The 18,694-nt window shown below is 52.8% G+C and carries 18 protein-coding genes; 8 read left to right on the forward strand and 10 right to left on the reverse strand.

Annotated features, from left to right (window positions below; all coding sequences use genetic code 11):
• Positions 1-17 precede the first annotated feature (17 nt).
• A complete protein-coding gene (locus JXO50_01160) occupies positions 18-158 on the reverse strand; it encodes a hypothetical protein (protein ID MBN2331696.1) in 141 nt (46 codons plus the stop codon).
• Between the two features lie 480 nt (positions 159-638).
• On the opposite strand from JXO50_01160, the gene JXO50_01165 reads away from it, so the two are divergent.
• From JXO50_01165 to JXO50_01200, 8 genes are all read left to right on the forward strand, one after another.
• On the forward strand, positions 639-2,897 hold the full coding sequence (locus JXO50_01165) for a TonB-dependent receptor (GenBank protein ID MBN2331697.1): 2,259 nt from the start codon (positions 639-641) through the stop codon (positions 2,895-2,897).
• A gap of 103 nt (positions 2,898-3,000) precedes the next feature.
• Entirely contained in the window at positions 3,001-4,113 is a 1,113-nt protein-coding gene (locus JXO50_01170; protein MBN2331698.1) for an iron ABC transporter substrate-binding protein, read from the forward strand.
• 21 nt (positions 4,114-4,134) lie between these two features.
• Positions 4,135-5,208, forward strand: a complete 1,074-nt coding sequence (locus JXO50_01175) for an iron ABC transporter permease (GenBank protein ID MBN2331699.1) — start codon at positions 4,135-4,137, stop codon at positions 5,206-5,208.
• The gene (locus JXO50_01180) at positions 5,205-6,002 is read left to right on the forward strand and encodes an ABC transporter ATP-binding protein (protein MBN2331700.1); all 798 of its coding nucleotides are present in this window, start codon (positions 5,205-5,207) and stop codon (positions 6,000-6,002) included. The genes JXO50_01175 and JXO50_01180 overlap by 4 nt, the downstream gene beginning before the upstream one ends.
• Entirely contained in the window at positions 5,989-7,392 is a 1,404-nt protein-coding gene (locus JXO50_01185) for an MATE family efflux transporter (protein MBN2331701.1), read from the forward strand. Before JXO50_01180 ends, JXO50_01185 begins: the two co-directional genes overlap by 14 nt.
• A 47-nt stretch (positions 7,393-7,439) precedes the next feature.
• On the forward strand, positions 7,440-7,922 hold the full coding sequence (locus tag JXO50_01190) for a TerB family tellurite resistance protein (GenBank protein ID MBN2331702.1): 483 nt from the start codon (positions 7,440-7,442) through the stop codon (positions 7,920-7,922).
• 163 nt (positions 7,923-8,085) lie between these two features.
• Positions 8,086-8,829: a zinc-ribbon domain-containing protein gene (locus tag JXO50_01195; protein ID MBN2331703.1), complete on the forward strand. Its 744-nt coding sequence runs from the start codon at positions 8,086-8,088 to the stop codon at positions 8,827-8,829.
• A 25-nt stretch (positions 8,830-8,854) separates the two neighbouring features.
• Positions 8,855-10,687 carry a M48 family metalloprotease gene (locus tag JXO50_01200; GenBank protein MBN2331704.1) on the forward strand — a complete coding sequence of 611 codons (1,833 nt, stop codon included), beginning with the start codon at positions 8,855-8,857 and terminating at the stop codon, positions 10,685-10,687.
• 116 nt (positions 10,688-10,803) lie between these two features.
• On the opposite strand, the gene JXO50_01205 is transcribed toward JXO50_01200, so the two are convergent.
• The 9 genes from JXO50_01205 to JXO50_01245 all read right to left on the reverse strand — a co-directional run bounded on the left by JXO50_01205 (position 10,804) and on the right by JXO50_01245 (position 18,688).
• The gene (locus JXO50_01205) at positions 10,804-11,079 is read right to left on the reverse strand and encodes a hypothetical protein (GenBank protein ID MBN2331705.1); all 276 of its coding nucleotides are present in this window, start codon (positions 11,077-11,079) and stop codon (positions 10,804-10,806) included.
• A gap of 207 nt (positions 11,080-11,286) precedes the next feature.
• A complete protein-coding gene (locus JXO50_01210; protein ID MBN2331706.1) occupies positions 11,287-12,087 on the reverse strand; it encodes a DNA-binding protein in 801 nt (266 codons plus the stop codon).
• A 455-nt stretch (positions 12,088-12,542) separates the two neighbouring features.
• Complete coding sequence (locus JXO50_01215; protein ID MBN2331707.1) at positions 12,543-13,664, reverse strand: SpoIIE family protein phosphatase; 1,122 nt, start codon at positions 13,662-13,664, stop codon at positions 12,543-12,545.
• A gap of 248 nt (positions 13,665-13,912) precedes the next feature.
• Complete coding sequence (locus tag JXO50_01220; GenBank protein ID MBN2331708.1) at positions 13,913-14,857, reverse strand: 2-dehydropantoate 2-reductase; 945 nt, start codon at positions 14,855-14,857, stop codon at positions 13,913-13,915.
• 32 nt (positions 14,858-14,889) lie between these two features.
• Positions 14,890-15,333 (reverse strand): amino acid-binding protein, encoded by a 444-nt coding sequence (locus JXO50_01225; GenBank protein MBN2331709.1) that lies wholly within the window; start codon positions 15,331-15,333, stop codon positions 14,890-14,892.
• Between the two features lie 146 nt (positions 15,334-15,479).
• The gene (locus tag JXO50_01230) at positions 15,480-16,181 is read right to left on the reverse strand and encodes a flavodoxin family protein (GenBank protein ID MBN2331710.1); all 702 of its coding nucleotides are present in this window, start codon (positions 16,179-16,181) and stop codon (positions 15,480-15,482) included.
• A gap of 46 nt (positions 16,182-16,227) precedes the next feature.
• The gene (locus JXO50_01235; protein MBN2331711.1) at positions 16,228-16,431 is read right to left on the reverse strand and encodes a 4-oxalocrotonate tautomerase family protein; all 204 of its coding nucleotides are present in this window, start codon (positions 16,429-16,431) and stop codon (positions 16,228-16,230) included.
• Positions 16,432-16,565: 134 nt separating this feature from the next.
• Complete coding sequence (locus JXO50_01240; protein ID MBN2331712.1) at positions 16,566-17,492, reverse strand: DUF2156 domain-containing protein; 927 nt, start codon at positions 17,490-17,492, stop codon at positions 16,566-16,568.
• Positions 17,493-17,767: 275 nt separating this feature from the next.
• A complete protein-coding gene (locus JXO50_01245; GenBank protein MBN2331713.1) occupies positions 17,768-18,688 on the reverse strand; it encodes an AEC family transporter in 921 nt (306 codons plus the stop codon).
• Between the last annotated feature and the right edge of the window lie 6 nt (positions 18,689-18,694).

Consider the following 18,694-nt stretch of genomic DNA (forward strand, 5'->3'; position numbering starts at 1 on the left):
AGCCGGTTCATACGCCCTTACTGTTTTGCTTTGGCTGAAGGCAGCCGGCGAATCATACCGTTCACCATGCTAAGCGACACCACCAGCAAACCGAGAATAACAAAGACACAGGTGAATCCAACCGTAAAAATGCGCACCGCCTCATGCCAGTTAGTCATACTGAAAACTCCTTTCGCCGTCCTTATACAGCAGATACATTACCAAACATCACCACCTAATGAGAGAGCAACAAACATGCCATTGATAAAAACTTTCGGATTTTACCTGATTGACAAAAATATCCGCCTCTTTGCATATAAAAATAATCTTTGCCGGCAAAAAGCTAAAACTCTCCCGCCCATTTTTCAGACGTTCCCGATAAAAAATTACCGGATTCCTCCATGGAGCGGATAATTCCCCCTTGACAAACAAGGAAAAAGCATGCTTTATTGGCCCCAGCTTCAGACACGCCATGAAGGCGTGCAGAAACATGGTCACCTGCCGGGTGAGAACACTCGTACCGGCTGCTTCTCACGAAAATAATAAACCACGAAGGTTCTAACAAGCGTCACTGTTGGTTAGGTCCTGGCGTGGTTTTTTTATGCCCGCCTCCTGATGACCCCGGATATTTCTCCCATCCCCTTTCCAAGGAGGTCCCGATGAACAGAACATGGCTCCTTACGGCTAGCGTTTTATTCCTGCTGTGCTCCACCACCCCTGGCACAACCAGGGCTGCTGATGCCGACCAACCCCGGCTGTTGACCATGGACACCATTACCGTCGAGGAAAAAATCATCTCCCCCACCAAACAGGAAGGCGACCTGCTGCACACCGGCAGCATGGTCACCACTGCCGGCATGGAACTTTCCGGAGCCGCGGGCTTGAACAGCGTTTTTAAAGCCCTGGATTTGCTGCCGGGAATCAATACCGAGCTCCAGGACCCCTTTGGCATTGCCAGTAAAAGCGTCCGCATCCGGGGTGTTCAGAGCCTCTTTGCCGGCATGACCGTTGAAGGATTGCCCAATTACGGGATTATGCCCATCGGCCCCCGGGATGACATCTATGACATGGAAAACATGGAATCGATCGGCCTCTATAAAGGATCGACGCCCCTCAACCTGGGGACCGGTTCCGGCAACCGTGGGGGCACCATCGCCTTAACTTACCGGCGGCCGGCAGATGAATTTCAAGCGGATCTCCGGCAACAGTTCGGCAGCTTTGACGCCCACCGGACCTTTTTCCGCCTGGACTCCGGGATACTGCCAACTGGCACCAGCCTCTTCGGCTCCTATTCCTATGCGGAAGTCAACAAATGGAAAGGGGCCGGTGACCTTGGCCCCCGGGAGCATGTTAACATCGGACTCAGCCAGGAGCTGGGCAGCAGGGTAACCATGGAGTTGTTTTTCAATTATAACGACGTGGAGCGTCATGATTTCAAACCCCTGACCTATGGGGAAGCCGATCAGATCAAGGATTTCTACCGTTCTGATTACCTTGAGAATCTAACTGGATATCCGGCCGCCGATGTCAACTACTATGACTACCATCGCGGCGACTACCAGAATACCGAGATGCAGGCAAATCTGGCCTTTTCCCTGCACCCCGGCCACAGCCTGACCTGCAAACCCTACTACAGCAGTGAAGAGGGCTTCATCCTTGATGGCAAGGCTGACAAGGTCCGGGATCTGGAGCGCTACGGGATAACCACCGAATACCTCGGACAGTTCGGCCAGTTCAAGCTCACCGCCGGCTACTGGTATGAATCCCATGATCTGGAAAAATATGTCCGTGCCAATACCATCACCGCCACGGACCGCATTTACAGCAGCTGGAAATACCTGGGGGAAAACCACGGCAACGGTGAAATTCACAGCCCCTATCTGCAGGTAGCTCGACGTTTCGGCAAGCTCACCTGTCAGGCAGGCCTTAAGTATTTTTCCTATACCGAACCGGCCAGTACCGCCTACCGGGGCAGTGCTGTCGGCGGCACACCCTCGTCCTACGAACAGGCATTAAATAATAATCTGGGTGAAGATCCTGAACTGAGCCTTGATGAATTCACTTTCGAAGAATGGCTGCCCAGTTTTGCGATAGGCTGCCAGCTGACCCCTGAGCTGGAGGTTTATGCAAACTACGGCCGCAACTACATGCGGCCCTATGCCTACATGCCGGTCATTACTCTTTATACCTATATGGAAAAAGACAGTACCGGAGCGATTACCGTAAACAACCGGGAAAAATTCCGGGCCGCCGGCCTGACCCTGCAGGATATTTTTGATGACTGGAAGATGGAAACCTCCGACAACATTGACGTTGGCTTGCGCTATTTCAGCAATAGCTTTGAAATCCATCCGGCGCTCTTTTTTGCCAAGCACCACGATTTGCTGACCGTTGCCTATGACCCGCTGGTTGGCCTCAATTACCACCAGAACGTCGGCGATGTAACGACGATCGGCGCCGAGGTGGAACTCAACCTCTACCCTACTGACAACCTGATCGTCTATATCAACCCCAGCTACACCAGGATGCGTTTTGATGACGATCTGAGCCAAGGGGGAGGCATCCTGGCCATCGGAGGCAAACAGCTGCCCGACACACCCGAGCTGCTGTTCAAAACCGGCCTGCTCTACACCTACAACAACCTGGAAATCGCCCCAACCTTCAAATATGTGGGCCGGCGCTACGGCGACCCGCAGAACGAGCAGCCCATCTCTCCCCATGGAATCGTCGATCTTGCCATCAGCTACACAAGGAAAGATGTTTTTTCCCTGCGGGAAGCCCGGGCAAGCCTGGCGATCAGCAATCTCTTTGATGAAAAATATGTCGGCACCATCACCGCCTGGGATGATGGCAGCGGCACTGCCTACTACGCTGGCGCCCCTTTTACTGCCGTCTTCAGCCTTGGAGGAACTTTCTGATTGCCGGCAACGCCCGCCTGCTGATAGTTAACGCAAGGATAACCGCAGGTTTCCGATGCCATCACCAGGACAAACAACCATTTCTTACCAGCGGATGCACCTGATGCGAATCACTAGAAAAACCTGCTGCCATGTTATAGCCGTCCTGGTGCTGCTGACGCTTTTCTGCGGACCAACCGCAGCGTCAGCAAACCTGGAAGGACGGCTGGTTACCGACCTGGGCGGCCGCACCGTTGTCATCCCGGAACAGATTGATCGACTGGTGGCCCTTGGTCCCGGGGCCCTGCGGCTGATTACCTATCTCCAGGCCCTGGACAAAGTGGTTGGCATCGAGCAGATTGAGCGGCAGGAGCTCCCTTTCTATTTTCGTCCTTATTCAGTGGTGGCGGCAAAGCAGCTTGCCCACCGGCACATTGTTGCCCCCGGCGGCCCGGGAAAACTGCCAGACATGGAACAGCTCATAGCCTGTCGACCACAGGTCATCATCTGCATAGGCCTTGATCCCATGCAGGTGGAAAACCTGCAGCAAAAGACCAGGATTCCCACCATCATGGTCACCTATGGTGAACTTGGCGTCCTGCGCCAGGAAGTCATACAATCCCTGCGCCTGCTCGGTACCATTTTAGGCAAGGAAGACCGGGCTGATGAGCTCATCACCTTCATTGAAATGGTGCAAAAGGAGTTGCACGATCGGGTAAAATCCGTTACACAACAGGAAAAGCCGACGGTTTATTTTGGCGGCATTGCCTATAAAGGGGCCCGGGGGCTTACCAGTACTGAAGCCAACTATCTCCCCGGCAGCATGGTTAAGGCACGTAATGTTGTCGATGCCGCGAAGCATGACAGCCATCTGTTTATCGATCCGGAACAGCTTATCTGCTGGAACCCGGAAGTAATTTTTTTTGACATTACCAGCGCCCCGGTCATCATGCCGGATTTCAACCGGAACAGCAGCTTCTACCACCTGCTGAAAGCCGTGAAAAACGGCAGGGTATTTACCCTGCTGCCCTACAACCAATACAACACCAATATTGAAATTGCCCTTATTAATGCATTTTTCATTGGCAAAACGCTCTATCCATTCCAGTTTGCCGACATTACCATGGATGAAAAAAGGAGCCAGATTTTCCAGTTTTTTCTCGGCAATCCCGGACCTGTCAACCTACCTGTCGACCCATCTTTTCAACTCACCCGTTTTGGGTTTGCCAACAACTAATTGGCCATAAACGTTGGAGGAATGCTCTCCTTGCACGACCATCTTCCAGCCCGGTATGGCACCTATATCAGGAAAAAAATCTGGTTTGGCCTGGCTCTTATCCTGATCCTGATTGTCAGCACGCTGCTCTCCCTTGGAACCGGCACCTACCCCATTACCTTCCAGGAGATACTCTCCCTACTGCACGGCGGCACGGACGGCATTGTGGGCCATGTTCTTCTGCATATCCGGCTGCCGCGCACCTGTGCCGGCTTGGTCGCCGGCGCCTGCCTGGGGATGGCGGGTAGCATCATGCAGAATGTCATTAAAAACCCTTTGGCATCTCCTTTCACCCTTGGGGTGTCTCAAGGTGCCGCTTTCGGGGCGGCCTTCGCCATTATCATCCTGGGAGCCGGCAATCTTCAGTTCAGTGGCTCGGGACCGGCAATCATTACCTCTCCTTACCTGATGATCAGCGCCGCCTTTTTTGGTTCCCTGATCACCGTTATCACGCTGGTACTCTTGTCTTCATTGCGCGGTCTGAGTCCCGAATCACTGATTTTGGCCGGTGTCGCCCTTAGTTCATTTTTCGGCGCGGCAACCATGCTGCTGCAGTATTTCGCCACCGACATTCAGGTGGCAGCCTCGGTCTTCTGGACCTTTGGTGACCTGGGGAAAGCCCAGTGGCAACAGGTCAGCCTGATGGCCGTGCTGATGATTGGCGCTTTCGGCTACTTTTACCACAACCGCTGGCACTACAACGCTATGGTCTGGGGCGATGATGCGGCCCACAGCCTGGGGGTCAACGTCACCGCTTTGCGCCTGATCAGCCTGGTGGTTGCCTCACTTATCTCTTCGGTCACCATTGCCTTCCTGGGCATTATCGGCTTTATTGGCCTTATTGCCCCCCACCTCATGCGCATGGTCATTGGCCAGGATAATCGTTTTCTCCTTCCCTATGCGGCTTTTGCCGGAGCCTCGCTGCTGCTTATTTCTGATATCCTAGCCCGACAGCTTTTGGCTCCAATCACTTTACCGGTGGGAATTCTCACCTCATTTGCCGGCGTTCCCCTGTTTCTTTATCTGCTGATCCGCCACAAAGAGGCAGGCAGATGACCTTGAAGATCAAACATCTCTGTTTTGCCTACGGCCCTTCTCAGATGGTGCTTGAAGACATTGCCTTCACCACCCCCCCCGGCACCCTGGTTGCCATTCTCGGCACCAATGGTTCAGGCAAGTCAACCCTGCTGAAAAACATCAACCGGATTCTCAAACCCCAAGGCGGGACAGTTGCCGTTAATGGGATTGAGGTGGCCTCCATGAGCCGCAAGGAGGTTGCTCGGCAGATGGGCTACATGCCGCAGAAATCAGCCGGAGTTCAATGTACGGTTTTTGAGGCAGTCCTGTTGGGACGCAAGGCCCGGTTCCGCTGGGAAGTCAGTCGGGATGATATTCTTGCAGTGGAGAGGATTCTCAAGTTGATTAAACTGGACGGCCTGGCTATGCGCCAGACAACCGAACTCAGCGGCGGCGAGCTGCAAAAAGTGATTATAGCCCGGGCCCTGGCCCAGGAACCACGGGTTCTCCTCTTGGATGAACCGATCAACCATCTGGACCTCATCAACCAGCTCGATGTCATGCGGCTGCTGCAAACCCTCACCAGAGAGCTGCAGCTGATCTCCCTGGTGGTCACCCATGACCTCAACAGCGCCCTACGCTTTGCCGGCCGATTTCTTTTCCTCAGGGGAGGGCATCTGTTTGCTTATGGTGATCGCACTATCGTAACCCCGGCAACCATAAAAGCAGTCTTCAACCTGGACGTAGTAATCGAAACCGTTGCCGGCATTCCCGTGATTGTCCCCATCAGCCAAGACCTGGAAACCCCTTCCCCGGGTCATGACCATACATAAGGCCATGCCCAACAACCGCGTAGAAGAATTCAGCCAACACCCGCGAAGGGCCCTTTTCAAACTGGCCCTGCCGACCATCACAGCCATGGCGGTCCAAACCACCTATAATATGGTTGATACCGCTTTTGTCGGCCGGCTGGGCACCGAATCGCTGGCCGCCCTGACCTTTTCATTCCCGCTCTACTTCATCCTGGTGTCCATCAACTCAGGCATGGGGGTAGGATTGAACTCCCTCATCTCCCGCCAACTGGGGGCAAAAAAGGATCAGGAAGCAGAAAACAGTGCCTGCCATGGTCTACTCATCGCCCTGCTGACCGCCGGGCTGCTGTTTATCGCCATGTTTTACGGCGCCAGCCCCTTGTTCAAGCTGCTCGGCGCCCAGGACACCCCACTGCATCTCGGGGTAACCTACATGAAGATCATTGTCATTGGAAATTTCTTCATGTTTCCTGCCTATGCGCTGCACAGTCTCTTTACCGCCCAGGGGGACACCATAACGCCGATGAAGGTACAGATTTTCTCCCTGCTGGTGAATATCACTCTCGATCCATTCTTTATTTTTGTCCTTAAGCTGGGGGTTCCGGGCGCGGCCATTGCCACCCTTATTGCCCAGGCATGCGCCCTGCTCCTGTTTATGATCGCCTTGCGGCGGCGGTCCGTACTGAAAATATCCTGGTCCCGGTTTTTCTATCGCTTCAGGATTATATCTGAGCTGGCAACCGTGGGAATTCCTGCCAGCTTGACCATGCTCCTGATGGCATTCTATATCATGTTTCTTAACCGATTCATGGCTCATTTCGGCACCGAGTATGTCGCCGCTTTCGGCATGGCATCTCGACTGGAGAGCGCGGTTGTCATGCCCCTGGTGGCCTCATCCATCGCCCTGCTCACCCTGACCGGCATGTTCTACGGTGCCAGCCGCTATACCATCCTCAAAGAAACCATCCATTTTGCCATGGGGATGAATATTCTCTATGCGCTGGCAGTCGGCTCCCTCTTTTTTCTCTTCCCCACCAGCTTTCTCCGGGTCTTCACCAAGGATCAGCACCTGCTTGACATTGGTGCCGCCTATATGAGAATTGAAGTATTCACTTTCCCCCTGATGGCGGTCAATATGACCGCCAATAGAGCCATGCAGGGAATGGGGTTGGGGCTGCCTGGCATTACCATCAATTTGGTCAGAATTTTTGTCGTTGCCATTCCCCTTGCCTATATATTCGTTTATCTGTTCAATCTCAGTTATCTCTGGGTTGCGGTTGCCATGGTCAGCGGCGGCCTGGCGGCCAACCTGACCGCGTTGACTTGGCTACGTTCAACATTTAATGGCTTGGGGACTCATCGGAAGAAAAACGGCCGGCGGCATTCAGGAGATGGAGAACAGCAACGCTAGCATACTGAAATAGTTCAATGACAGCAAAACTAACAGGAGCTGATCTCATGATAACCACCTTTAAAAAACTGCTGTTATTTCAGGCTGAAGCTCAGGGTGGAAACGAAAAAAAGGGCGATGAACTGCAGCTGGCCATTGCCATGCTGCTGGTGGAAATCGCTCTGGCCGACGATGTGCTGCACGCCCGGGAGGAACAGCTCATTCTCAGAGTCCTGCAGAAACTTTTTTCACTTTCACCACAAGACGCCGGGGACCTGCTCAGTCGTTCCCGGCAGAAGCATGCCGAAAGCATCGATCTCTATCCGGCAACCAGAACCATCAACGATCACTTCAGTCCGGCGGAAAAATCCCGGCTGCTGGAAACCGTTTGGCAGCTGGTCTTTGCCGATGGCATTCTTGACCAACACGAAGATTATCTCATGCATAAACTGGCAAAACTTCTCCGCTTATCACATCGCCAGCTGATCGAGGCCAAACTGAAGGCCAGGAAGTTGCAGGAACAAGGGCGCGCCGGTGGCATTAAATGCTAAGGTTTATTCTGAGATTGCCGTTAACGAGGATAAACCCTGATGAACTCGCAACAACCTGTGAAACAACTCGAAAGCCGGATGGCACCGTAACGGCTCCAGGTTTGAGGCAAGCATAAAAGGATGTCACCATGGCGCTGGTTGCAGCGTAATAAAGGAGATGGAGTTGTTGCGAAGCCAGCAACCTCGAAGGGACGCAATGAAGGTTGTTTGTCAAACGTGTCAAGCCCGTTGCCTGATTGACGGAAAGCTTCTGCCGCCAACCGGAGGACACCTGCGATGCCCCCGGTGCCGCACCGTTTTTTTTTATGATCCGACCGCACGCCAAGTCACGGCAGACCAGCCGCCGGCACCTCTAGCCAGCGAACCCGACACCTCTTCCGGTCGGCCAAAGCAACCTACCGTTCCTGACATCCGGGAAAAACGGCAAATCTCCGCGCTGAACATGGCCGTAAAACGGCCCCGCCAGCGTAAAGAAGCTGCATTTTCCGATTTTATCAGGCGGCGGTCCCTGATGCTGGTCATGTTGATTGCCGTGGCCATGGAGTTCATGCTGGTGGGTATCTGGGCCGCCGGCCGCCTTCCTGAAATCAAAACCGAACCCACAGCCCTGGCTCCAGCCTGTCTCAGCAAGCAGATGGAGCAATCCATCCTGGCTTCAATAAAAACCCATGAAACGGTGGGGGACGCCTCCCTGACCCAGGAAGGCCACCGTACCGTACTCGCTGTCCTAGTAGACCATAATACCCCGGCCGCCACCGCCCTGGGGCTGAAAAACCAGTGTCTCAACCTTATGAAAAAGCAATCCGGCCTGCCGTTAGATCACCAGTTCAAGGTTTATATCTACTGCCCCAATGGTATGGAAATAACCAGACAGCCGGCACTTAACACAACGGTTACCAACAGATAACTGGTCACATCACGGTCCTGCCCCCATGTATCAATCATTCATTCTCTACATCATCATCATTCTCATTTATTCCACCCATATCCCCCCCGGAGAACAGGTTTTCACCCACCAGCAGGTGTTGGTCCTGCAGGCGGCGCTCTATCTGTTGTTTCTCCTACTCTGCCGAACCCGAATGACCATGGTTATACAGGGCATCCGCAAGCACCGGCTGTCTGAGGAACAGGTAGCCGAAGCCTATGACCGTTGTCTTTCCCAGCTAACCATACTGGCCGTAATCATTTACATCAGCGTTGTTTATCTGCTGAATATTAAAGCGGTTATCTCCTCTCTGCCACTCCTTTCCGCCAGCACCGCGCTCGGAAATTTAGCCGCATTCTGCCTCTTTCTCGGCTATCAGCTCATACTCTGGTGTCAAGCCCATACGGTATTCAGCCGGCGGCTGGACTTTGAACCGCGGCAGACAACCTACTGTGCCAGAAAACTGCTTTTCGCCCTGGGCATCATTCTCCCCTGGGTATGCATCATGGGCATGAGTGATCTGTTTCAGTTTCTGGCACCTGAAATATTTGTCACCCTGACCCATCATCCGGGCATGTATCTCGCCCTGTTTGCCCTCTTCCTGCTGGCCCTGACCGTAATTGCTCCCCCTTTGACGGTCAAACTGTGGGGTTGCCGGCCGCTGCCCGACTCCCCTCTCCGCCGCTGTCTTGAAGGCCTGTGTTCCCGGGAAGGGGTTGGCTATCGTCAGATTATGCTATGGCCCTCGGTGGAAGGGAAAATGGTTACCGCCGCCGTCATGGGCCCATACCCCTTCACCCGCTACCTGCTGCTTACTGAGGGATTGATTGAGCTGCTCAGCCTGGAGGAGATCAAAGCAGTCATGGCCCATGAGATCGGCCATGTCAAACGTCACCACCTCTTTGTTTACCTTGTTTTTTTTCTCAGTCTGTTTCTGCTCAACCTGGCTTTTTTTGAGCTGCTCATCGGCTGGCTGCTGACCACCGACTTTTTGCAGGATTTTCTCTTCCGGGCACCACACCAGCAGGCTACCATCATCTCCCTGGCAACCACTCTCCCCCTGCTGCTTATCTACCTGCTCTATTTTCGCTTTGTTTTCGGCTATTTTCTGCGCAATTTCGAGCGTGAAGCAGATCTCTATGTCTTCCATTCGCTGGGCACCGCTGAAAGTTTGATCACCGCGTTTCAAAAACTCAGTTGGGTTACCGGCGACCATGGTCAGCGAGCAAACTGGCATCACTACAACATTCCCCAGCGGATCGCCTATCTGCTTGAGTGCGGCAAAAATCCCGCATTGATTGCCAAACATCAACGAAAGGTTAAGACAGGATTAGCAGCTTTTCTGCTCTGCGTCGCATCCCTGGGTTTTTTTGGCTACCACCTTAACAGCGCCGGCTTACGGCAATCACTGGATAATCGCTTTCTCATCAAGGTCATGGAGCGCTATACGCAGGAGCACCCAGATGAGGCCAATGCCGCCATCCATCTGGGCACCCTGTATTATGAGGAAGGGGAGTATCTTCTGGCTAAAGAGCATTTTGAGCGAGCCAGGACGCTGGCGGGCAATCATCCCGAGCTGCTGAACAATTACGCCTGGATGCTGCTTACGGTCGAGGCTCCACAAATCCAGAATATCGACTACGGATTCACCTTGGCCAGGCAGGCATCCGCCATCAAGAGAGCCCCACATATCCTTGACACTCTGGCGGAAGGCTATTGGCGTCGGGGAATGCCGTGCATGGCCCTCGACCTCGAACGCCAGATTCTGGCTGGCAAGCCAAAACAACCGGAGGTTTACCAGCGTCAAGCCGATAAATTTGCCCGGGACTGCCAGCGGTAAACAGCCGGGTCCCAGCAGGGAAAACAATGATAGTAGTCAGGCGTTTTTGGCGGGGTTACTGGGAATTCAGGGGGAAACCCTCTGGGATTTGAAGCATACTAGCCATATTTTTGTTATCACTTATTGTGCTGACCGCAACCTTGTGTTTCATCAAGTCCAGCCCACAGGATCTGCTTTTTATTCACCACAAACGTCTGGCCTGCTTTTCCCTGCTGCATGGCGTTAAAAACCACCATAAAGGGATTGTTTCCTTTAGTAAAAAGCTCACTAAGCCGACCAACTCCCCCTTCAGCCAACAGATTAACCTCGCCGACAAGTGTCGAACCATCTGACAATCTCATCTTAACAGTGACACTCTTGACATGTACCTTTTGCTTCTGCGATACTTCCATGAACGACCCCATGGTGCAATTGTTGGCAGGCTTAACACCCCTCCAAACTATCGTCATCGGCAGAGAACTGGTTTTTCTGACCATTAAAAATACAATCGCTCACCATGCTTATCTCAACAACCCTTACCATCCTCAGGGCATAAAAAGACCGCCGAGGTTGGCGGTCTTTTTATGCCCTGACAAAGTGAACTGATTTCTCCAACGGCCCTATTGCACGGTTGCCTCTTCAACAATCGCCTCAAAATGGTAGCCGGCCGGAAAATCTTTATCCCCGTGGAAAACCCCACTGACGGTAACCACTTGGCCCACCTCCGGCAACGCAGAAGATGTGACCGCCAGATCATGGCTCCCTTTAGCCGGATCACCGCTGCCATCCTGGAGATGAATCCAGTTCCGCTGCATAATATTTTCGTTGATTTTCACAACCTTCCCCCGCACCACTACCTTCTGGCCCTCAAGGGTGCCTTTTTGGGCAAACAGTTCCCCAATGGTGTAACCATTCTCACCGGCCGCTTTCTCCACGTTAACATCAGCAGCCATAGAGGACTCTTGCTGGTCGCCGTGGGGGCCATTCATCATCGGTTTCCCGGAAGGAAGCGGACAGCTCCCATCTTTCGAGCACTTTTTCTGCTCACACGATGCCATTGTCCCTTGGGGAGCCTCGGTCAAAAGACCGCCGGAAAAAATAATTTTCGCAAACGTCCGTTTAAGGGTATTGCTGGTAAAGTCTGCCATCTCGATACCCTGCACCAGAGCCACTTGCTGGCCTACTTCAACAGCCATCGGCGGCGTCGCAACCCAAAGCTCTTCTGCGCCGGTATCCAGCAACACATACGTATAACCGCCGCTGTCCATCGTTTCCAGAACTTTGCCGCAGATTGCCTGGCCTACCTGCTGGACGCTTTGCCCAGCGCCCTGCTTTTTGCCCGGGAACGACCATGCATGAATCGGCACTGCCAGTAACAGTCCAACCACCAGGAACAGCTTAATCATGTTTTTTAATTTCATAGAACGCTCACCATTCCAGCCTGAAAAAGCTCATTTTTCCATGTTCTCTCTGGCAGATCATCCCACCTCAGGCATCTATGGGACCCCATCACCCGTAAAGAGAATATCCTTTTTGTAAAAAATACCCTTTTCCGACTAATTTAGCAAATTATTTTACTTTAATGTTGATAACCTTGCAACAACCGAAAAACGCCTTGAAACCTGGATGGAAGGACTCCAGATTGAAGGCGTACAAAAGCTAAGGAATTCGGTGTACAGCGAGGCCCACTGAAATGCCGCAGGTTGCAGCGCTGCAAGGAAGGTGAAGCTGTTACGAAAACCATCCATGGCAACAAACACACGTCGCTTAAGGACCGACCAGGAACAAATGGAAAACCACTCCCCGCAACCCCCATGCACTACCGTTCGGCATGGGCAAAAAATTGCGCTGAAACACCTGCAAGACATGGGGGGGTTCAGGCAACCAAGTGAATTCCCAGGAAGGTCAGATCATCATCCAGCCTGATAGCATTGGAATAGAGCAGCAACCTTCTCTCAAGTTCTGCCATTTTGATGGCAGTGTCAGGATATCCTGTCTCTTTCAGCAGTGCCAGCAATCCGTCAACACCAAGCTCGCGGCGCTGGGCATCACGCACTTCGATAGCCCCATCTGAAAAACAAAGCAGCGAATCACCCGGGGCCAGGCTGAGGGTTTCCTCAACATAATCCATTCCCGCCATTAATCCGAGAGGAAATCCTGGAACACTCAGAGATTCTAAGGTGGAATTCCCGCGGACCACAACCAGGGGCGGGCCGGCAGCATTACAAAGGTGTACCAGCTGACGGCCGATATCAACCACCCCGAAAACACCGGTGGCAAAGGTATCCCCCTCACTGCCAAGCGCACACAGCTTACGGTTCACTTCAGTAAAAAACGTCGCTGGGGAAGCCAGCAGTGAGCGGGATTCTTCCCAGAGGCTGTGGAGATACATGGTGTACAGAGCGGCGGCAATGCCATGCCCCATGACATCCGCCAGCAGAAATACATAGCAATCCTCATCCAGTCTTTCAATACTGAAATAGTCACCGCCGACAACATCATAGGGAATATAATGGCTGATAAAGGTAATCCGAGGATCGGATTCCTGCGGCATCCGCAATGACTGTTCCTGAATACTTTTCGCCCTCTTCAGATCTTTTATCAAGGAAGACAAATCCCGAAAGGTTTCGACCCCGCCAATGACCTCCCCGGATTTATCCCGGATGGGCGCGACACTGACCTGCAGGGGAATCCGGCGACCATCTTTGTGTTGGGCAAAAACAATGATTGGCACAGCGGATCCACGGTCAGTAACCATGGCCCGGTGCAGGGGACAATACACCTCGCCACAAAGCTCATGGCCATCTTTATCTATATGACACAAGAGGTTATCGCCGCAGGAGCGTCCGACAATCTCCGCCGCCCGCCAACCAACAATGCGCTCCGCTGCTTTGTTCCAGAAAACAATGCGCCGGTCGCAATCGGTGACATAGACACCGTCATTTAAAGAATCAAGGATATCCTGTGAAGAAAGATGCGCTAATTGCGTGCTGGACACGATGAACTCTCCCCATAACCTGCAGTTTTCCCGACATTCTGTGCCGCTTAGTGGACTTTCGCCGGATTACATGAAAACTTTGAGGATTTTATTCCTTTTCCACTGCCCTGCCAACCTGCTGCAGCAAAGCCCCCCCCAAAAAAACAGCAGCCAGTTAAACAGCCAAGCTAGATTTTCCCCAACAGAGAAAAGGCCCCGGACAGGGGGCCTTTTCTCTTGATGAATCGCTGCTGAGCCTCCCAGGAATACTATTTCGGTTCCAACGCTTTCACCAAAGCACGAATCATCAGATTATAAGGAGTTTCCATCCCCACCTGCCTGCCGTATTCGACAATTTTCCCATTGATAAAGTCCACCTCGGTACGCCGTTTATTTTCAATATCCATCAGCATGGACGGCTTATGATCGCCCGCATTTTTCATGTAGCCAATGGCGTAGGGATAGTAGTTCCAACCCAGAGATATTTCGTTGGCCCGGGCAACCTGCACACCCTCTTTGACCAGGTTGTCAACTATCTGAAAAACGATGGGATCCCGCATCACCTGGGCCATGGTCAAGCCGGTGGCCGCACATACGGGATTCATGCAGGCATTCATAATCGATTTGCGCCACACCATGTTAACAATCTCATCAGTCCGCTCAGTAACCAGACCACCCTTGGTCAACGCCGCCGCAATGGCGAGGGCTGCCGGCTTGCCTGCCGGATCGAGCTCCTGAATAAAGTGGGGGGGATGGTGAAAGGCCATGTGAACATGGCCCGGCTTAACGAGACCGCAGCCGTAGTTCACCACAGCCCGCAGCACCGCCGGACGTCCCAGGGATTCCGCCAGCACCAATTCAGTATCTATGCCGTTCTGCCAACTGACAACATACATCCCCTCGCGGTAAAACCCCTGGATTGTCGAAGCAATAAGGTGCAAAACCGTCGCTTTAACAGTGATGATAATGACATCAGGCGGGTCATGGGCCAAATCGTCAATATTGCTGATGCCACGCGTCACCGGCTGCCGGATTTCCTCCGTTCCATCGATAACAATACCAGGATTAACCACCGGCGCCACCAGTTCAGGAACAATATCACACAACGTGACATCAAAACCCCCTTTTGCCAGATAAGCGGCCACAATACAACCCACCGGCCCGGCGCCAATCACGGCAAACTTCTTACAATCAACCCCTGTTTTTTGAGACATCACTGGTCCTCCCTTCCTCGTTGTCCCGATGCCTACTCGGCCCCTTCCAGAATGCCGAACGCCTTGGCATCCAACAGTATTACTCCCGCTTGCTGGAGAATCACAATCGCCTTATCGGTATTACTGAAACGGAAGATCATCACGGCGGAGGCACTGGTAAAGCCGGCAAAAGCATACATATACTGCACACTGATATTGGCATCCATCAAGGGTTTCAGGGCTTTGGCCAAGCTTCCCGCTTTATCCTCGATTTCCACTGCCACAACCTCATCCACCCGGGCGGGGAAATGCTTTTCCATCATAATCCGCCGCGCTTTGGAAACATCGGAAACCAGCAGCCTGAGAACACCATAATCGGCAGCTTCCGCCAGAGTTAACGCCCGCAGGTTGATGCCGGCATCCCCCAAAGCTTTGGTAGCCTCATAAAGCCTTCCGGGGGAGTTTTCCAGAAAAATTGAGATCTGTTTCAGCTTCATTTTCCCCACCTCCAGTTAAATAGTTACCGTTTCAGGTCTTCTTCGGTCTGCGTTCTTACCGGCACTGCCAACCGACCCGGATTTCATGCATCACTCATGCCAACCATCTACCTAACCACAATAGAGAAACCATTGACAATCATTACTTAAACAGCACCGTCCATCAAACTCATCATTTTTTCCTGCATCTTCATGGCAACCTGCTGCCGGTCATGTCCCTCTTTCAGCCGTTCTGCGAGAAGCTTTCCAGCATCAACCGCCATGTTCATGGCTTCAGGCTGCTTGATAACATCGGGAATTTCCTCAGGAACAATTTTAAATCCCTCCCCGTAAAGAATCTGGGGGATGCCAACTTTGCAGGTTTCACCATAGCCGCAGGTATAACAGGAGGCAGCACCCCTACCGGTCACCCGGGCTACTGTTTCGATGAAATTATACATAAAAAATTTTTCAATCTCGGCTGCCGGGGGCTGACTGTGCATCCCTCCGACTCCCACCACAACCCCCAGCTTCCCCCACAAGGCATTCCCCTCCTGATGGCGAAACTGAAACCATCGTTCAAGAAAGGCATGGGTAATGGCATTCAAGGTTGAATAGTAGTTCGGCGCCCCGATAACATAGGCATCGGCCGCAACAATTTTCTCGCGCATCTCCACCATGTCGTCCTGCACCTTGCAGACATTATCTTTTGCACATCCCAGGCAGGCAATGCAGCCGGATATCTTTTTACCACGCAGGGAGAGTAGTTCATAGTCCATGCCGGTACCTTCCAACACCGTCTGCACCAGCGTATGGACTCCGGATGTTTCAGCTTTTCTGGGGCTTCCTGAAATTCCTAAAATTTTCATTGGCAGCTCCTTTCATGAATAACACCACATCACCACGGGCATGCTGTTACCCGGCATGCCTCCGGCGGGCGGTAACCGTCTCGCCACCGATACCCCAGTTATCGGTGGCAACTTCATCGACAACAACAACCGTCGTGCTGGGGTTCTTGCCTAACGTATTCTGCAGAAGATCTGTAACGCCTTTGATCAATGCCGCTTTCTTTGCCGGCGTTAGGCCGTCAGGAGTAAGTTTGATGTTGACATAGGGCATAAGAACCTCCTTTGATAAACGGTCAGCGACCTTCCTGGGTTGCCATTCCTGGATGATGGTGGCAACCCATTGTTGCCTTTACCATAACAATAGCTCCCGGGCCGCGAAAGTCAAATCACTCCCACTGCCGGACATTAGCAGGAAGTTTCGCTTTTCTCAAGCGTAAGGCAATTTTTTTCAAGCAGACAGACGGGATTATAGCTCATTTTTGCTTGGCGTAGACCGGCATCACCCAAATCCTGTTCGCGGTTTACATAGATAAAAGCACCAAGACTGTGCTGGCAGAAATCACGGTTGATAATCTGCGCCAGACCGGTACGGCCGGGCTCGGTTTTCTCAAAGTGGACGACGAAGGTTTTTCTGTTCAGGGGTTCTCCAAGACAAAATGCCCGTACCCGCCCAGCGATAAGAATGACCCCTCCCCTAAGCCCCAGCAGACGGTAGTACTGCAGCGCTTCCTTTACGGCCTGCGTTTCCTGATAGGTGGATGGCCGCTCCAAGGAACAACGGATGTCACACCACCCATCAGCAAGTTCAAGACACTGGGGCAGGTATTCATCGGCAAGTTCGGCATACTGATACCCCGCGGCTTCCTCCCGGAGAAACTTTTTCAGCCGGTTTCGCCGCTTTTGAAACTTCTTGCCCGGCAGGGTGGCCAGGTCTTCCCGCAGGTAGAGGTAATCTGCCTGATTGCGATCCGCAACCGGCGTCCATAGTGGCCCGGGAAAAAGTGATTCAAGCCAGGCATCCGGCACCGGAAAAAAAACCGGCGGCAACCCTTTGCTTTGAAGATGGTCAACCAGCAAGCTGACCGCCTGGTGAACATCACCTTTACCCAGCGGCGGAAAAGCGTAGGACTGCTGATCATAGCCTTTGCCGGTAATCAACAGGAAATCCTGCCACCGGCTCAAACGATACTCATGGGCATGACGAAAAAGGAAGAGGTTGCTGAACGAAAATTCAGCAACCTCGGCATTGATTGTTCCCAACAAAGTCCGCACTTCTTCAGCATGTTCCAGGGTTATATCCCCGAATTGGGGGTATGCCGGAATGTTTGCCATGCGCCCTAACCTCCCTCCATCCTGGTTGCCAACCTGTTTCTGCTATGGTAAGGAAATCTTCAACATTGTCTATTCCACCTTCAGTGACCATGCACCCGAAAAAACCCATCGACTGCCACCAGTGCAGCCAATACTACGTCACCTGGGATCCCCACTTTCCCCATGGCTGCCGGGCAATGGGTTTCAAATTCCCTCTGCCGCTGTCTGGCGAACCGCCGGGCTTCCCTGCCAGCTTTTTACAGCGAAAACTGCCTCTCGCCAGGATACTTGACTGTTCAGCCGGTCAAGGAAAGCCAAAGCGAAAAAGTCAGGGCCGAAACCATCGTACTGGCAGAAATGGCAGCCACCGCCAGATCAGCATCTCCCTCCATTTCATTGGCCATAACATAGGCCAGGGTCGCGGTGGGCGACGCCAGCAGAATCAGCGCCGGAATATATTCTCCTGCGGTTAAACCAAAGAGTCGGTAGAGCCCTAAACCACAGAGGGGCTGCAGAAGCAGTTTGAAGGTCGTACTTACAAGCACCGGTTTGATACGCGCCTGCATGAGAGAAAAGGAGAGCGACGCACCAATGATCAACAAAGCCATGGGCAAGGCCAGACCGCTGAGAATATCAAGACTGCGTTCAACCACCAGCGGCAATGGCAACGATAACGCGGAATAGGAAATTCCGGCAACTGCTGCCAGGATGACCGGGTTTCCCATAATCCGCCAGACCATCACCAGCCGCGATCCTTTGACGGCAGCCGTACCAGCATGCATCTGTAGCGCCACGACCGCAAGAAAGTTTTGCAGGATGATAACGAAACCAGCGATGATGCTGGCCCGGACAAACCCTTCCTCCCCCAGAAAGTAAAAAGAAACCGCCAAACCGATATAGCCAAGATTTCCATGGAAGGAACTTTGAATAAAGGTCCCCCGCTGGCGCCGCGGCAAATTCCAGCCACGACAGACCCCCCAGGCAGCAAAGAAAATCAGCACCATGGCCAGCAGCGTCAGGACCAGCACGCTGCCATTGAACTGACCTTTAAGGGAGCCACGGGAAATGGCCCGGAAGATCATTGCCGGAATGGCCAGATAATAGACCAGGCGATTGGCTGGCTGGAGAAAGTCTGGCTGGAGAAAACCCCGCTGTCGGGCAAAGCAACCCAGCAGAATAATGGCAAAAATGGGAATGATTGTGCTAACGATAGTCATCCAGCC

Source organism: Candidatus Anaeroferrophillus wilburensis, assembly GCA_016934315.1.
Taxonomy (GTDB): domain Bacteria; phylum Desulfobacterota; class Anaeroferrophillalia; order Anaeroferrophillales; family Anaeroferrophillaceae; genus Anaeroferrophillus; species Anaeroferrophillus wilburensis.

Coding starts and splice junctions, on each gene's coding strand:
- JXO50_01160 (MBN2331696.1), bottom strand. CDS start 158: ATGACTAACTGGCATGAGGCGGTGCGCATTTTTACGGTTGGATTCACC.
- JXO50_01165 (MBN2331697.1), top strand. CDS start 639: ATGAACAGAACATGGCTCCTTACGGCTAGCGTTTTATTCCTGCTGTGC.
- JXO50_01170 (MBN2331698.1), top strand. CDS start 3,001: ATGCGAATCACTAGAAAAACCTGCTGCCATGTTATAGCCGTCCTGGTG.
- JXO50_01175 (MBN2331699.1), top strand. CDS start 4,135: ATGCTCTCCTTGCACGACCATCTTCCAGCCCGGTATGGCACCTATATC.
- JXO50_01180 (MBN2331700.1), top strand. CDS start 5,205: ATGACCTTGAAGATCAAACATCTCTGTTTTGCCTACGGCCCTTCTCAG.
- JXO50_01185 (MBN2331701.1), top strand. CDS start 5,989: ATGACCATACATAAGGCCATGCCCAACAACCGCGTAGAAGAATTCAGC.
- JXO50_01190 (MBN2331702.1), top strand. CDS start 7,440: ATGATAACCACCTTTAAAAAACTGCTGTTATTTCAGGCTGAAGCTCAG.
- JXO50_01200 (MBN2331704.1), top strand. CDS start 8,855: ATGTATCAATCATTCATTCTCTACATCATCATCATTCTCATTTATTCC.
- JXO50_01205 (MBN2331705.1), bottom strand. CDS start 11,079: ATGGAAGTATCGCAGAAGCAAAAGGTACATGTCAAGAGTGTCACTGTT.
- JXO50_01210 (MBN2331706.1), bottom strand. CDS start 12,087: ATGAAATTAAAAAACATGATTAAGCTGTTCCTGGTGGTTGGACTGTTA.
- JXO50_01220 (MBN2331708.1), bottom strand. CDS start 14,857: ATGTCTCAAAAAACAGGGGTTGATTGTAAGAAGTTTGCCGTGATTGGC.
- JXO50_01225 (MBN2331709.1), bottom strand. CDS start 15,333: ATGAAGCTGAAACAGATCTCAATTTTTCTGGAAAACTCCCCCGGAAGG.
- JXO50_01230 (MBN2331710.1), bottom strand. CDS start 16,181: ATGAAAATTTTAGGAATTTCAGGAAGCCCCAGAAAAGCTGAAACATCC.
- JXO50_01235 (MBN2331711.1), bottom strand. CDS start 16,431: ATGCCCTATGTCAACATCAAACTTACTCCTGACGGCCTAACGCCGGCA.
- JXO50_01240 (MBN2331712.1), bottom strand. CDS start 17,492: ATGGCAAACATTCCGGCATACCCCCAATTCGGGGATATAACCCTGGAA.
- JXO50_01245 (MBN2331713.1), bottom strand. CDS start 18,688: ATGACTATCGTTAGCACAATCATTCCCATTTTTGCCATTATTCTGCTG.